Raw genomic sequence first — 14,420 nt, 5'->3', positions numbered from 1 at the left:
GGTTCCCTACGCATGACAATCATTCCCCGCCTTCTGTCAGTGCATCCCGCACCATCGCATAATAGCCGGCAAGCTCCGGTATATCCGCAGCCAGCTTATCGAAGGTCGGATCGGACGGGGCGAGCGTGCCGGCATATTTCGCCTCGATGAAAGCCTGGTGGTTGGTCAGCGCTTTCGCATCGGCCTTGTGCACGACGGTGAAGACGGGCGAGGGCACGGTGCGGCCCTTGACGATGATGCGGTCGAGTTCGATCACCGTGTAGTTGGCGGCGACTTGTCTTGCGGTTTCTTCGCCGAGCAGCAGCGCCACGCCGTAATTTTTCGAGGCGCCTTCGAGGCGCGAGGCGAGGTTGACGCTGTCGCCGAGGCAGGAATAGTCGAAGCGGCGGGTCGAGCCCATATTGCCGACGATGCATTCGCCGGTGTTGATGCCGACGCCCATCTTCAGCACGTGCGGCTTGCTGCCGCGTGTCGCCGCTTCCCGCTCCAGCTGATTGTTCAGCCGCGAAATCGCCGCCTGCATGGCGAGCGAGGCGCGCACGGCGTGGAGGGCGTGGTCGGGATCGTCGAGCGGCGCATTCCAGAAGGCCATGATGCAGTCGCCCATATATTTGTCGATCGTGCCGCCGTGGTCCATCACCACGTCGGAGAGTGGCGTCAGCAGCCGGTTGATCAGACCGGTCAGCTGCTCCGGATCATCCTTCAGCGTTTCTGCGATGGTGGTGAAGCCCCGCACATCGGAAAACAGCACGGAGAGCGTGCGCCGCTCGCCGCCGAGCTTCAGCTGCGAGGGGTCGTTCGACAGGCGCCGGACGAGATCGGGCGAGATATATTGGGCGAAGGCGCGGATGATCTGGCGCTTGTTGCGGCGCTCTTCCGCATAGTCGAAGGCGGCCTGGCCGAAGGCGACCGCGATATAGGCGACCGTGGGCCCGAGCGGCGAAACGAAGACATGGGCAAGCCGGATGCCTGCAAAGCTGACGGCCGCGAAGGCAAGGAGAGCCGCCGCACTGGTCACGATCGTCAGCCATCCCGTCGAGCGCCAGACGGTCGCGGCGGCCAGCAGCACCGAGATCAGGATGCAGGCGGCGACCGCCGGCAGGCGTGCGTCGCGGATCGACAGGCCGTAGCGGATATTGTCGTAAATCGTCGCCTGGATTTCGACGCCGGGGACGAGCTTGCCGGTGTGAACCGTATAGGGTGTCGCGAAGGCGTCGACGCCACCCTTGTCGATGGCGGGCGCATTCTGCAGGCTGAGGCCGACGAGGACGACGCGATCCTTGAAATAACCCGGCGGCAGCAGATTCTCCGGGTCGAGCGCCTGGTAATAGGAGACTGTCGGGTAGCTGCGGGCCGGGCCGAAGGACTGGATCAGCCGGCCGGCCGGCAGGATCTCCGACTCCGCGCCCGAGGCCTTGGCGAGCATGGCGGCAAAGCCGTCCTCATAGCCCGGAATGCGGCGGAAGATGCCGTCGCCGCTGAGATCGATCGAGGCGATGCCGGTCACCGCACCCGCTTGCGTCAACGCCGGCAGCGGCGTGGCGCGGATCAGCTGCGAGGCCTGCGGTGTTTCGATCAGCGTTTCGTCGCCGGCAAGCACGGTGTCGGGACCGACGGCCTTGGCGATCGCCGCGTCATTGCCGGGGTTGGAGGGTTCGGCCATGATGATGTCGAGGCCGATGACGCGGGCGCCGGCTGCACGCAACTGGCTGACGAGCTCGGCATGCAGGCTGCGCGGCCAGGGCCATTGCGCGTTGATATCGGCGAGCGAGGGCTCGTCGATCGCGACGATGACGGGTCCGCCCGGCGGCGGACGCGGGTCGTCGACGGTCGAGAGATAGTCGAAGCTTCTGAGTTCCAGCAGCGACCAGGCGGGCAGGCGTGACAGCAGCGAAATGGCAATCAGCACGGCGAGCGACAGCACCAGCAGCCGGAGGCGGCGGCTTACCACTTGGCCGCCATCAAGCCCGGCCTGCCGTGGCTTGTCCTGTGTGCGCATCAGAAGCGGACTTTGAGCGTGCCCTTGAAGGCGCGGCCCCAGCCGGGCACGCCGGGCGTGACCTCGAAATCGTCGTCGAGCAGGTTATAGGCGGCGGCCTCGAACTCCATGCGCTTGTCGAAGGGTTCCCAGACGAGGTGGGCGTCGAGGCTCCAGTAATCGTCGAGCTTGGTGCCGAAGCGATCGCCGTCGCGCTCGCCGACATAGTTGGCGGCAACTGTTGCCTTGACCTTGGCTTCGTTGACCCAGGTCAGCGCAATCTGCCCTGAATTCTGCGGTATGAAGGGAAGGGGGCCGCCATAGATCGGCTCGAGCGGGTCCCTGTTCTCCGAATCCATATAGGCATAGGTGGCCGAAAGACCGAACCCGTTGCCGAGCGCGACGTTGGCGGTGACGGCAGCGCGATCGATGCTGCCGCGCGAAATCGGCAGGCTGGTATCGGAGGGAAGCGAGATCAGCGGAAAATCGACGGAGAAATCGTGCAGTTCCTGATGCTGGTATTCGACCGAAGTGAAGAAGCGGTCGGTCCATTCGGCGTCCCATTGCAGGGCGACCGTATCCGTATAGCCCTGCGGGTTGGCGGAAAACTGGTTGGCCTGCAGGCCGAGTATGCCGATCGGGGCAAGCGTCGGAACGGCCGCATCGAAACTCTGACGCATGAAGGCGGCCCGCAGCCAGTGATTTTGAATCGGCGCCCAGGCGAGGCCGAAACGCGGCTCCAGCCGGCTGATGTCGATGCCGTCGCCCTCAAGGCGCGTGGCGAACAAGGCATATTCGCCCTTGAGGTCGGGCGTGATCTCATGCAGCACATCGACATAGGCGCGGCCGATATCGATGGTGTTCTCGGTGTGATCGGGAGGAGCTGTAAAGCCCAGGAGCGTCGTATCGACCGTGCTGCTGACGTCCATCCAGCCGCCTTCGATGCCGTAGCGCAATGTCAAAGGTCCGGCGCCTATGGAATGGCTGAGAGCGCCGATATAGGTTTTGGATTCGGTCTCCTGAGTGACATTGGTAAAGGGAATGATGAAGGGAACCCCGGCGCGGATAAACAGCGGGTCGAGGTCGACATCAAGCGCGCTGCTCGTCTTCGACTTGCTTCCTGAATAAAGCAGTGCTCCATTCAGCACGTTTTCATACGCAAACGTGTGGCTCCAGCCGAGGCCGGCATATGTGCTTTCGCGTGCGGTTTCCTCTGTTGTGTAGAGCGGCAGCGGAAAAGGAATACCGGCCACGAGTTCCATGAACCCGGTGTTTGAGGATAATGCGCTCAGTGTTCCATCATTCTTGCCATGGTTGACGAAGGCCACCACGCGATCGTCGGGCGTGACGGTCGCGGTCAGGTAACCGTTGGCGCTCAACAGCTTGTTGTCCGTCTGGACGCCGCCGAAATCCCGGTAGTCGCGATCGAGCGCCAGCTCCTCCCAGGTCAGGTTGCCATAGAAGCTGATCGGGATCGTCTCGTTTGAATAGCCCTGGATATCGGCTTCGCCGATGCGGCGGCTGTGGCCGTCGATGCTGTTGATGCCGCCGCCGAGCGAGCCTTCGATAAAGGGCACATCGAACAGCGATGCCGAGCGCGAACGGCCCGACAGCATATGCGGAGAGAGCAGCAGGCCCTGGATGAAGGATGAGTAGCTCGACGCGTTGCCGCGGTACTGGATGACATTGTCATCGCTGAAGCTCGTCGCGTTCACGTAAGGAAAGATGCTGCCCTTGATCGACTGGTCGACATAACCGGTGCCTTTAAAGGGGTCGAATGCCGCATCGCCGTAATAGCGGCCCCAGGCGTCCAGGCCCTGCAGACGAAAAGCGTTGTTGAGCGTCGAACCAGCGCTCGCATTGGCGCCGAGGCCGCTGTAATCGCCCCCACGCGCTCGGGATCGGCGGAGAAACTCTTGGGCGTTGCGGATTGCGCCGTCGGCGTCGTAATCGTCGATATCGACGGCGGTGCGGAAGGCGGAAATGACGGGATCGTTTTTATCGAGCCGATCGGCATTTTCGAGCGCCTGCTCCGCGGGAAGCCGGTCGCCCTTTTCGTAATGGGCGGCGGCGAGCATCAGCTGCGATTGCGAGTGTGCCGGATTGGCGGTGCTGGCGGCGAGCAGGTCTTGCATCGCCTTGTCCCTCTCGCCGCGTTGCAGGTAGTAGCGGCCGCGGACAAGCAGGGCGATGTCGAAGGACGGATCGAGCGCGATCGCGGTATCGATCTCGCGCTTGGCTTCCTTCATGCGCGACTGATCGAGATAGAGCATCGCCAGATTGGCGTGCAGCAGCGGATCCTGCGGATCGAGCTCGATCGCCTTCTTGAAAGCCTTTTCCGCCTCGCCATCGGCATCGCGCGAACTCTCCAGCAAGCCGAGCGAATTCAGTGTGCCGGACGCGCCGGGGGCAAGCTCGATGGCGCGGTTCAGATCGTCAAGCGCGCCTTTGATGTCACTTTCGTAGGCCGCCCTGTAACTGGCGCGGGCCGACAACGCCATCGGATGATCAGGGTCGAGCACCAGCGAGCGTTCTATCGCTTCCTTCATCTGCTCGCGGTCATCGGTGAGCTGCGCCAGCTGGGCGCGGACCGCCGGCAAGGTCGGGTCATCGGGATAGCGCTGTTCCGCTTTTTTGATAATTTCGAGGGCTGCACGCGGGTTTTCCAGAAATCCCGTCGTGTAGGCCTGCATGATCGCGCCATAGGGGCCGGTGGTGTTGGCCGGCGGCGGTTCGGCATGGGCGGGGTCAGCCAGCGAACGGGAAAAATAGCCGCCATATTGCGCCATGTTGCGGCGTGTCGGGTCGAGATGCGGCAGCGCCTTCTGGAAGAGCCTGGCGGCATCGCCATAGCGTTTTTCCGAGCCGGCGATGGTGGCATCGAGCAGGTCGACGCGGGCCTGCTGGGCGAGTGTCAGCTTCCGGCCGCGAATGTTCTGCAACGTTGCCGCTGCGGCTTGCCGCCCGTCGAAGGCGCTCTGCACTTCGGCAAGTTCCAGCCAGTCTTCGATGCTGCGGCGCTCCGGCGGCAGCGCCAGCAGGCGGCGCCGTTCGGTCGCCATGCGGTCGGCCCGCAGCGGCGAGGTCGGCATCAGGCTGAAGCCGTCGCGCAGGTCCAGATAGAAGAGCATCTGTTCGCGATCATCAGGATTGACGCTGATGAGCTTGTGCGGTGCCTGGCCGATGGTGGCGACCGCGCCTTCGCCCTCGTTCACCTCGACGCTGCCCTGCGGGTTGCTGAGCGCCACGCGCCCTTCCAGCACGATCATCGAGGTCCTGGAGCCGTCGACGGTCATCGTCCAGTCCGTGCCGCGGATGGCGGCTGCTGCCGCAGGGGTCTCGACTGTCAATCCCTGGCCGCCGCGCTCGGCGCGCGCCCAGATCGTTCCCGATTGCAACTCCAGTGTGGTGTCGCCGGTGGCCGCCATTTTCTTGACCTGCAGCGAGGAATTGCGGCCGAGGCGAACCTGGGTGTGATCGGAAAAGACGATGGCGAGCTGGCCGTTGGCATTGGTGCGCAGCACGTCCCCGGTCAGGAGATCCTGATTGATATCGACGACACGCCAGTTCGACACGTCGATGAAACGGACCTCTTCGCCTGCCTTGCGGGCGATGACCGAACCGGCGACCGGTGTTGCACGTTGCACCGGCTCGGCCATCGCCGACGGCCCGAAACCGGGCAGAGCAAGCGCCAGCGCCATCCCCGCGCGACAGATGTTCTTGGAATAACCCCGCATGACCCAGACCCCATCCCCACATCCCGTTTGTCCGTGTAGCGTGGAAAAGTCAAGCATGTTGCACACGTGTTCTTGCTTTCGCCGCCAAGTGTAATATCAGGGAAACACTTGAGGGTGGAGTATTCACGTGAGCGAATTCGAAACTGCAACTGAGGTTATGCTAAGTCAGCCGTCGAGCGCGGATATCGGCGTCGAGTATTTCGACCATATCAAGAAAATCAATGATATATTCTATGATCAGATCAAGATATCCGATCAAAAGGCCGCCTATATCTTTACATTCATGCTGGCCTTCCTGGTGAGCTCCAGCGAGGTGAGGGCAGTTTTCAACCCGGCCCGTTATGTCGCCGGCACGTCAGGCAACATGCTGTTCTCGGGCCTGCTTGCCGCAGCCTCGGTCTTTTCCATTCTGTCGGCGATCCTCGTCGTGCTGCCGCGCCGTCTCGATAGCTCGACTTCGCTGTTCTGGGGCGCCTGGCACAACCACCGCGACCTGTTCTTCGACGCGGCACTCAGGCGCGACGAACGCTACCTCTTCGACCAATATCTGGAAAACGCCAATATCCTCTCCGCCATCGCCCGCAGCAAATACCGCTGCGTTACCTTTGCATTTCGCGGCCTGATGGTGAGTGTCATTGCTTACGTGCTGCTGTTGGTGGCGATGTGAAGGTGTGTGGTGAAGCACCCTGATCGGGCTGAGGGTAAGCTAAGCCAAGAATGCAGGGCGCGCCGAAGCGCGCCCTGCATTTTTTAATCTTCGACCTGAAGAACGAGCTCGAGTTCGATTGGCACGCCGAGCGGCAGGCTGGCGACGCCTAGAACGACGCGGCCGGAGAGTTTTTCCTCGCCGAAGACCTGGAGCAGGATTTCTGACGCTCCGTCCGCGACCTTCGGGTGGTCGCGGAACTCGCCTTCGGTGGCAATGTAGACGCCAAGCTTGACGATCCCGACGACCCTGTCCAGCGAGCCGAGATAGTCCTTGGCGGCCGCCAATGCGCTGAGCGTCGCCGTTTCAGCAGCCTTCCGGCCGTCTTCGGCTGTCAGCGCGCCGCCCAAGCGGCCGACAAAGCGCGGCTGGCGGTTGATGACTGGCAACATGCCGCTGAAGAAGACCAGGTTGCCGGTCCTCACCGCCTCGACATAGGCCCCCAGGGGTGTCGGCGGCGGGGGAAGCGTGATGCCAAGTTCCTGCAGCCGTCGTTCTGCGCCGGCTGCCTGCGCTTGCGGGTGGTTTACCATTTGCCCAGATGCGCGCCGCCGTCGACGTGCAGCACCTCCCCGGTTACGCGCGAAGCTTCGGTCAGGAAGACGACCGCATCGGCGATTTCCCCGACGTTCGAAATGCCCGGCATCGGCGACAGCGTGCTGAGGAAAGCCTTGGGATTGTCCTTGTGCAAAGGCGTGTCGACGACGCCGGGAGCCACCGTATTGAATCGGATTCCCTCGTTCGCATATTCCATCGCCAGGTTCTTGGAGATGGCGTTGATGCCGCCCTTCGTCATCATCGACACCGAGGCGGAGAAACCGGCGATCGGATGATCCGTCAATGGTGTGGTGATGCTGACGACGCTGCCGCCGGATTTCTGGGCGAGCATCTGCCTGACGACCAGTTGGGTCAGGTGAATGAAGCCTTCGAGATTGGTCGAGGACAGCTGCCTGAAGTCGGTCATCGTGAAATCGACGAACGGCTTGGCCAAGAAAATCCCGGCATTATTGACCAGCGCGTCGATCGCGCCGAACCGGTCGATTGCCGTCTGCGCCACCCGCGCGGCGGTTTCGGCGTCGCCGATGTCGCCGTCGACGAGTGCCAGTCGGTCCGACGCCTGCAAGGCGTCCGAGGCGCTGACCTGACGCGAGGTGGCGACGACGTTATAGCCCCGCTCGATGAAGGCGTTGACGAGCCCGGCTCCGATACCCTGGGAGGCGCCCGTGACGATGACAGTCTTTCCAGTAGTCATGTTGAACTCCATAGTTTGGCCGGGCAACGCGGGCCTCACGAAGGCGGGGTCGCTCGGGATGGGGCTGCTGCGAATGCGCCTCCATCGGATTGTGATCGTTTTCGCCAAGTGAATATGGCGAAAACCCTATTCTTCGATTAGATGGAAATATCTGGATTCTCTTTTGCACACATGCAAAAATGGCTGCATGGCAGACCTGAACGACATCGCGGTTTTCGTGAGGGTGGCGCAGTATGGCAGCTTCAGCCGCGCCGCCCATTCGCTCGCCATGCCGGTCTCGACCGTCAGCCGGAAAGTGACCTCGCTGGAAGAGCAGCTCGGTGTGACGCTCATCCAGAGAACCACCCGAAAGCTCAACCTCACCGCACAGGGCCGGGCTTACTACGACAGGTGCAGCGAGCCGCTCGCCCATCTTCTCGATGCCGAGCAGGCGCTGACCGAAAGGCAGCGAAAGCCGGAAGGTCTCCTGAAGATTTCGGTGCCTGTCATCTTTGGACAGGAGGTCTTCTATGAATTCGTCTCGGCCTTCCTGAAGGCCTATCCTGAGATCCACGTCGATCTCTTCGTCACCAACCTGTTCCTTGATCTGATCGCCGAGAATATCGACCTCGGCATCCGTTTCGGCGAACTCCAGGATTCCTCGATCGTCGCGCAGCGGCTCGGGAAAAGCGTGCGCTATCTGGTCGCCGCGCCGGACTATCTGAAGGGCAGGACGCTTCCATCAAGGCCCGATGACCTGAAAGAGCATCAGTGCGTGCTCTTGAACGGCCGCAACGGCGAAGCGGAATGGCAGCTTGTCAGCGGTGGCACGCTGGTCCGCCAGCAGGTTTCGGGGCCGGTCTCGAGCCGCGATTTCGAAGCGGTGAGCGCCTTCACCTACCGTGGACATGGCATCGGTCTGCTGCCTTCCACCTATTGCGACGATAAGATCAGAAGCGGCGAACTCATCCGGCTGCTGCCCGACTGGTCGTCCGAGGCAATTTTCGTCCATGCCGTCTATCCCACACGCCGCTTCATGCCCGCCAGGCTGCAGGTCTTCCTCGACGCGCTGAAAGCATGGAAAACCCCCTTGTGGCTTCCGCTGCATTGAGCAATTTCATCACCGAAAATTGAAGCCGCGCGCGTGGCGGTGCGTCCTTCCTCGATCAAGGTGTGCTAGAGTTGCCGGGCTTGGATGGCTCGGGGATTGACCGATGCTGACGACAGTTGCGGTGCTCATGGGTCTTTCTGGCCTCACCCCGATCGCGCAGGCAGGCGCGAACGAGGTCGACGTCAGCCTCGTGCTTGCCGTCGACACCTCGCGGTCGATGGATTTCGAGGAGATCGGCATTCAGCGCGAGGGGTATGTCGAGGCGCTCAAGCATAAGGAATTCATCGATGCGGTGAAGGGCGGCCTGACCGGCCGCATCGCTATCAGCTATTTCGAATGGGCAGGCTATGTCGTCCAGGATTCGGTGATCGACTGGCAGGTGATCGAAACGGAAGAGGACGCGATCGCCTTTGCCGGCAAGCTCGAAGCCCGGCCGATCGCCACGCAGCGGCGCACCTCGATCTCCACCGCCATCGCCCAAGGCGCCAGCATGATCATCGCTGGTCCCTTCCGGGGTCGGCGGGAGGTGATCGACGTCTCCGGCGACGGCCCGAACAATTCCGGCAATCCCGTGACGCCAGCCCGCGACAGGGCGGTGGAAGCGGGCATGGTCATCAACGGCCTCGCCATCATGCTGCGGCCTTCCGATGCGCCCGACGGGCTCGACAAATATTACGCCGATTGCGTCATCGGCGGCCCCGGCGCCTTCGTGCTGCCGGTCCACAAGATCGAGGATTTCGCCGTCGCCGTGCGCCGCAAGCTGGTGCTGGAGATCAGCGGCCTTTCGCCGCCGGCGACGGTGCGGGAGATAGCGGGGGATGCGCCCGTGACGGATTGCCTGGTTGGCGAGAAACAGTGGCGGGATTTTTTCGAGCGGTGACGGGTTTTTTTGCCATCACTTTCGCTCGGGGTGAAGCGAGAGACAATGAAAGACGTGCCGTGTGGCCCCCTCATCTGCCTGCCGGCATCGACCTGGGTCGAGCCACGGGTCTCGCCCCGTCCTTCGGACCCCCGCTGGGGAGAAGGGGGTAGGCCGGACGACCTTCATTCGCAAGCCGAGGTTTCAAGGGAGGCGAGGCGCTGCCGCGATTCCGCTTCTCCCCTCGGGGAGAAGATGCCGGCAGGCAGATGAGGGGGCCACACGGCACGTCCTCCATTGTCCTTCGCCTCGCCTTGAGCGGCAAGCGAAAGGCAAGCGGACTGCATCATTATTAAGAGGGAACACAGACGCGACGAGCGTCTGCGTCCCTCTACCGCCATCTATAACGGCAGCTCCCGGCCGGCCCGTTCGCTGACCATGTATTCGGCGTACCAGTCCGGCCAGTTCTCGTCGTGCTTGCCGCCGTTGCGCTTTTCGTGTTCGCCGTGGGCGGTGGCCGCGCGGCGCAGCGCTGATGCAAGATCGCTCGACGTTGCAAAGGCTGTCTCGTCGGCGTCGATGCGTCCGGGCAGGCGCTCCGTGACTTCCTGGAACAGCCAGCCATTGCCGTCGGGATCCTTGAACGAGGCGAAGGAGCGATAGCTGCGGTGATCGGGATCGCGGCCGGCAATCCTCAGCCGTCCGAAGAGATAGGGGTCGTCCTTGCCGGCATAGACGCCCGATGCGTCATGAAACACGTCGCTGACCTCGACGCCGCGGGCGATGAGGTCGCGGCGGGCGGCCTCGATGTCGGAGACGACGAGGTAGAGCCCCTGGGCGGAGCCGGGTTCTGCGGCGGTTATATTCTTGCCGAATATGATCGCGCAGCCGGAGCCGGGCGGAGTAAACTGGATCACCCGGAAATCGGCATCATTGGCGAAATCGGCGTCGAGCCGCCAGCCGAGCCCGTCGTAAAAACGTTTGGCGCGGTCGACGTCGGAAACGGGGATGACGACCACTTCGAGCTTGGTGTCGACCGGCCGTGTTTTCGGATTTGCGATAGGGGGTTCACTGCGCATTGCATTGCTCATCTTCAGCTCCTTGGGGTTCTGGATGCATTAAGAATGGCGATACATGTCGGGGTGGAGTGGACCACAGCGCGGCGGGGGCGTCGAATCAATTATTCTGTCGGCGTTGACCTGATGAAGACGGCGGGATCGGTCCCGCCGCCTCGGTTCGGAGGAACCGCCTTACGCGGCAAGAGCGGCGCGTGTCTTCCCGATGGTGAGCGCGGCTTTTGCGGCCTCCCGCCCTTTCTCGATGAAGTGCGCGCGGTAGATCTGCTTATGGTGCTCGGTTTCCTGATACTGATGCGGCGTCAGCGAAACCGACAGCACCGGCACGCCGGTATCCATGCCGGCGCGCATCAGCCCGTCGACCACGGCCTGGGCGACGAATTCGTGGCGGTATATTCCGCCGTCAACGACGAAAGCGGCAGCAACGACGGCGCCATAGCGCCCGGTTGCGGCAAGATCACGGGAAAGCAGCGGCATCTCGAATGCGCCGGGAACATCGAACACATCGACCTGCTCGGGCGGCACGAGCTGATAGAAGCCGTCAAGGGCGCGGTCGACGATGTCGGCGTGCCAGCTGGCTTTGATAAAGGCGTAGCGGGTGGGTGTCATGGTAATCTCCTTTGGCGAACAGACACATCACCCAAGGCGATCACGAACGTCCCCGACAGCCGCAAGGGCGGTGGGAACGCGCGTTCTCTTTCATCCGGACTATGACCGTCGGCTCAGGCATCTCACCTGATCTGCTGACCCTTCCTTAGAAGGCGCTCGCGGGCTCGCAATCGAAACTGCATACCGCCGGTAGGGACTTTCACCCCGCCCTGAGAACGGCGGGGACAATAGGGGGAAGGTGGCCGGCTGGCAATAGGGTGAAATGCTTTCATTGTGGTGTGGGAATGGGAATGGCGCGAGTGGCCCGAAGGGCAAGGCAGTTGAGGGGGCGAGCGACGACAGGAGCGAGTGCATTGGGCGCACGCGAAGGGCACGGTGACGAGCCAGCGTCGGAGGCAATGTCTCCATCGCCCTTGCTGAATGTGCACGTTTGCCTACATGCTTCCGATGAGGACACCCCGTCAAAACAGCAGCGCGCCGTTCCCGCGCAAGGCGAGGGAAGACCATAGCAAACCATGGGAGAGAGATATGCAAGAGCCCCTCGTCGTTCACCGCGAGGCGCATATCGCGGCGCCGCCGGCCGCAGTGTTTGCGTTGATGACCGACCCGGAAAAGATCCTGCGCTGGATGGGAACGGAAGCTGAGGTCGAGCCGCAGCCGGGCGGGCTCTATCTCGTCAACGTCACCGGCGCCCGCTTTGCGCGCGGCTCGTTTCGCGAAGTGGTGCCGGTTCATCGCCTTGCCTACAGCTTCGGCTGGGACGGTAGCGAGGTGGTGCCGCCGGGGTCGAGCCTGGTCGAGATTGACCTGATCGAGCAGGGAGGCGGAACACTGCTGCGGCTCACCCATAGCGGCCTGCCGAGCGCCGATCAATGCGCCGGCCATGCGGAAGGCTGGGCGCATTACCTCGGGCGGCTGATCGAGGTCGCCGCCGGGCGTGACCCGGGTCCCGACTCATTTTCCGGCAGGACATGAACGGTTTTTGCCGGCCGGAGGCTTGTCCCGAAGCGGTTGCCGTTGCGGGAAAACGGCTGGCCGGCGCTCCGATCGGCCGTCCGAAAGCGCTTCTTTTTTGCCCGCAAACATGAACGCGCAGTTCATCTCCAGTTCAATTTGGCCGCCCTAGGGTGAGGGCGGCTGGATGAAATGGAGTTTCCGATGAAGGCACTTTCTATCGCGGCTGCCTTGCTCGCTGGCAGCCTTTCGATCGGCACAGCTGAGGCGATGCCGATGGGGACAATCAATGTCCAGAGCAATGTCACAAGCGATGTTACAAAGGTCGACTATGCGTGCGGCCGCGGCTGGCATCTGACCCGCTGGGGCGAATGCCGGCGAAACTGGCGACGCCCGCCGCCGGTGGCCTTCTACGGCGGTCCGCCCCGCTGGGGCTGGGAGCGGCGCCACCGGGATTGGGATGGTCCGCGCTGGCGCGATGAGCGGCGCGGCGAGTATCGCCGCCGCTGGCGGGATGACTATTAAGCTCGCAGTCAGAGACAGATCGATGGGGCCGGCGCAATCTTCGCCGGCCCTTTTTATCGACGTTTCTTCGGCGCCTTGGCGTCAGACCGTGCTGACGCGCCAGTGTTGGCTGTCGATCAGTTCTTCGAGTTCGACAGGATCCTTGACGCCGAATTCATACCATTCGACGAGTTCCTTCGCCTTGCGGCTGCTCTCCTCTGCGGTCAGCTCGACCTGATATCTTTCGCACCACCGCCGAAGGATCGACGTCAGCAGCGTCATGTCATTGCCATCCAGCGGATCTTTCGGCCAGAATATCGTGCCCATCGTACCCCTCAATCACACGATGATGAACGGCGCATAATGAAAGCAAAACTGCGCAAGTTTAAAGTGTTATTTTCTGTTTTGCGCCGTGATGGAATTCCCGACCTAAAGAGGGCCGCGGGAGGCGTTCTTGCTGATGTCCCGGAGCGATGTCATGTTAGGGCATGGATCTGCCGTCTCCCCTTGCCTGGCTGGTTGACGAGGCCGCGGCCTCGCCCGGTCCCGAACGGTTTCTGGCCGAGCTCGGGCGACGGCTGCTGGCGAACGGCCTGCCGCTTTCGGGCGGCGCGCTGACGCTCTCGGTGCCGCATCCGATCATCGCGCGGCGCACCTGGCTGTGGCGGGCCGAGACCGGGGCCGTCATGGAGGCGCTGGCCTTTGCTGCGGCTCCGCAGAACGAGGCCGGGCGCGAGTGGCTGGCCGGGCTCGGGCCGGTGTGGGAGGAGAGGATCGGGCCTGCAAGGGATAATCAGGCGTCGGACGGCCCGCTGCTCGGCTGGGCGGGGGGAGCCGGCGGGGCAGGGCGTAGCGCATTCGGCCCGGCCGAAATCGGCCTGCTGCGCGAGGTCGCGCGTTTTGCTGCAGCACCGCTCGCCGCGCTCGCTGCGCGGGAGGCGCGGTCCGCGCTGCTCGAGGCCTATCTCGGCCGGCGCAGTGCGGCCCGGGTGCAGGCCGGCGTTCTTGCCCGCGGCACCGGCGAGACCATCCGCGCCGCTCTTCTCTGTGCCGATCTGCGCGACTTCACCGCGCTGTCCGAGACGACCGAACCGCACGCGATGATCGCGACCCTCGACGCCTATTTCGACCGCGTCGCCGGCGCCGTGCATGCCTTCGGCGGCGAGGTGCTGAAATTCATCGGCGACGGTGTGCTGGCGATCTTTCCGGTCACGGCTGCGGCGGCCGGGGCACAGGGGGACCGTGAGGCCTGTGAGGCAGCATTGCGGGCGGTCGCCGCCAGCCGTGCCGGCATGGTTCATCTTGATCAGCTGCGCCAGGCGCAGGGGCTGGCGGCGCTGCCGTTCGGGGCGGCGCTGCATTTCGGCGAGATCCTCTGGGGCAATATCGGCGCGGCCGACCGGCTGGATTTCACCGCCATCGGCCCGGCGGTCAATCTGGTCAGCCGCCTGGAAGGGCTCTGCAAACCGCTCGGCCGAACTGTGCTGATCTCCGGCGCGGTGGCGGCGAACACGGCGACGACGCTGACGCAGCTCGGAGAGCACAGCCTGCGTGGCATTGCCGATCCTTGCGCGGTCTTCACCTTGCGGGAGGATTGAGCCCAAGAGGGTGCTTCTCAGAAAACGCGCAAAAGAATCATGATTGTGAAACTCCGC

The 14,420-nt window shown here is 63.2% G+C and carries 13 protein-coding genes and 1 riboswitch; of the genes, 6 read left to right on the top strand and 7 right to left on the bottom strand.

Translation table 11 applies throughout. The features are described 5' to 3' along the window. Nucleotides 1-19 precede the first annotated feature (19 nt). Together AMK05_RS13985 and AMK05_RS13980 are read right to left on the bottom strand one after the other, a co-directional pair. Nucleotides 20-1,999 carry a CHASE2 domain-containing protein gene (locus tag AMK05_RS13985; protein ID WP_064839326.1) on the bottom strand — a complete coding sequence of 660 codons (1,980 nt, stop codon included), beginning with the start codon at nt 1,997-1,999 and terminating at the stop codon, nt 20-22. Next, nucleotides 1,999-5,715, bottom strand: coding sequence for a FecR domain-containing protein (locus AMK05_RS13980; RefSeq protein WP_064839325.1), 3,717 nt, complete (start codon nt 5,713-5,715; stop codon nt 1,999-2,001). Before AMK05_RS13980 ends, AMK05_RS13985 begins: the two co-directional genes overlap by 1 nt. 127 nt (nt 5,716-5,842) lie before the next feature. Between AMK05_RS13980 and AMK05_RS13975 the strand changes: the two genes are divergently transcribed. Continuing rightward, nucleotides 5,843-6,382: a Pycsar system effector family protein gene (locus AMK05_RS13975; protein WP_064839324.1), complete on the top strand. Its 540-nt coding sequence runs from the start codon at nt 5,843-5,845 to the stop codon at nt 6,380-6,382. 83 nt (nt 6,383-6,465) lie between these two features. On the opposite strand, the gene AMK05_RS13970 is transcribed toward AMK05_RS13975, so the two are convergent. After that, nucleotides 6,466-6,954 (bottom strand): RidA family protein, encoded by a 489-nt coding sequence (locus AMK05_RS13970; protein WP_064839323.1) that lies wholly within the window; start codon nt 6,952-6,954, stop codon nt 6,466-6,468. Further along, nucleotides 6,948-7,673: an SDR family NAD(P)-dependent oxidoreductase gene (locus AMK05_RS13965; protein WP_064839316.1), complete on the bottom strand. Its 726-nt coding sequence runs from the start codon at nt 7,671-7,673 to the stop codon at nt 6,948-6,950. Before AMK05_RS13965 ends, AMK05_RS13970 begins: the two co-directional genes overlap by 7 nt. Nucleotides 7,674-7,860: 187 nt before the next feature. Here AMK05_RS13965 and AMK05_RS13960 point away from each other — a divergent pair, with 187 nt between their 5' ends. Further along, the gene (locus AMK05_RS13960; RefSeq protein WP_064839315.1) at nt 7,861-8,763 is read left to right on the top strand and encodes a LysR family transcriptional regulator; all 903 of its coding nucleotides are present in this window, start codon (nt 7,861-7,863) and stop codon (nt 8,761-8,763) included. A gap of 103 nt (nt 8,764-8,866) precedes the next feature. Then, nucleotides 8,867-9,643: a DUF1194 domain-containing protein gene (locus AMK05_RS13955; protein ID WP_064839314.1), complete on the top strand. Its 777-nt coding sequence runs from the start codon at nt 8,867-8,869 to the stop codon at nt 9,641-9,643. 380 nt (nt 9,644-10,023) lie between these two features. On the opposite strand, the gene AMK05_RS13950 is transcribed toward AMK05_RS13955, so the two are convergent. Together AMK05_RS13950 and AMK05_RS13945 are read right to left on the bottom strand one after the other, a co-directional pair. Continuing rightward, a complete protein-coding gene (locus AMK05_RS13950) occupies nt 10,024-10,713 on the bottom strand; it encodes a VOC family protein (RefSeq protein WP_064839310.1) in 690 nt (229 codons plus the stop codon). A 159-nt stretch (nt 10,714-10,872) separates the two neighbouring features. After that, nucleotides 10,873-11,307, bottom strand: a complete 435-nt coding sequence (locus AMK05_RS13945) for a 6,7-dimethyl-8-ribityllumazine synthase (protein ID WP_064839309.1) — start codon at nt 11,305-11,307, stop codon at nt 10,873-10,875. A 78-nt stretch (nt 11,308-11,385) separates the two neighbouring features. Then, nucleotides 11,386-11,528, bottom strand: a riboswitch (FMN riboswitch). A 307-nt stretch (nt 11,529-11,835) separates the two neighbouring features. Between AMK05_RS13945 and AMK05_RS13940 the strand changes: the two genes are divergently transcribed. Both AMK05_RS13940 and AMK05_RS13935 read left to right on the top strand, forming a co-directional pair. Beyond that, the gene (locus tag AMK05_RS13940) at nt 11,836-12,282 is read left to right on the top strand and encodes an SRPBCC family protein (RefSeq protein ID WP_064839302.1); all 447 of its coding nucleotides are present in this window, start codon (nt 11,836-11,838) and stop codon (nt 12,280-12,282) included. Nucleotides 12,283-12,465: 183 nt separating this feature from the next. After that, a complete protein-coding gene (locus AMK05_RS13935; RefSeq protein WP_049735192.1) occupies nt 12,466-12,786 on the top strand; it encodes a GCG_CRPN prefix-to-repeats domain-containing protein in 321 nt (106 codons plus the stop codon). A gap of 81 nt (nt 12,787-12,867) precedes the next feature. Here AMK05_RS13935 and AMK05_RS13930 read toward each other — a convergent pair whose 3' ends face one another. Then, on the bottom strand, nt 12,868-13,092 hold the full coding sequence (locus AMK05_RS13930; protein ID WP_064839301.1) for a hypothetical protein: 225 nt from the start codon (nt 13,090-13,092) through the stop codon (nt 12,868-12,870). 161 nt (nt 13,093-13,253) lie between these two features. On the opposite strand from AMK05_RS13930, the gene AMK05_RS13925 reads away from it, so the two are divergent. Then, nucleotides 13,254-14,363 (top strand): adenylate/guanylate cyclase domain-containing protein, encoded by a 1,110-nt coding sequence (locus AMK05_RS13925; RefSeq protein ID WP_064839300.1) that lies wholly within the window; start codon nt 13,254-13,256, stop codon nt 14,361-14,363. Nucleotides 14,364-14,420 lie beyond the last annotated feature (57 nt).

Origin of the sequence: Rhizobium sp. N324 (assembly GCF_001664485.1) — a bacterium.
Classification (GTDB): domain Bacteria; phylum Pseudomonadota; class Alphaproteobacteria; order Rhizobiales; family Rhizobiaceae; genus Rhizobium.
The sequence above is the reverse complement of the archived record's forward strand: the minus strand, read 5'-3'. Positions and strand labels throughout refer to the sequence as shown.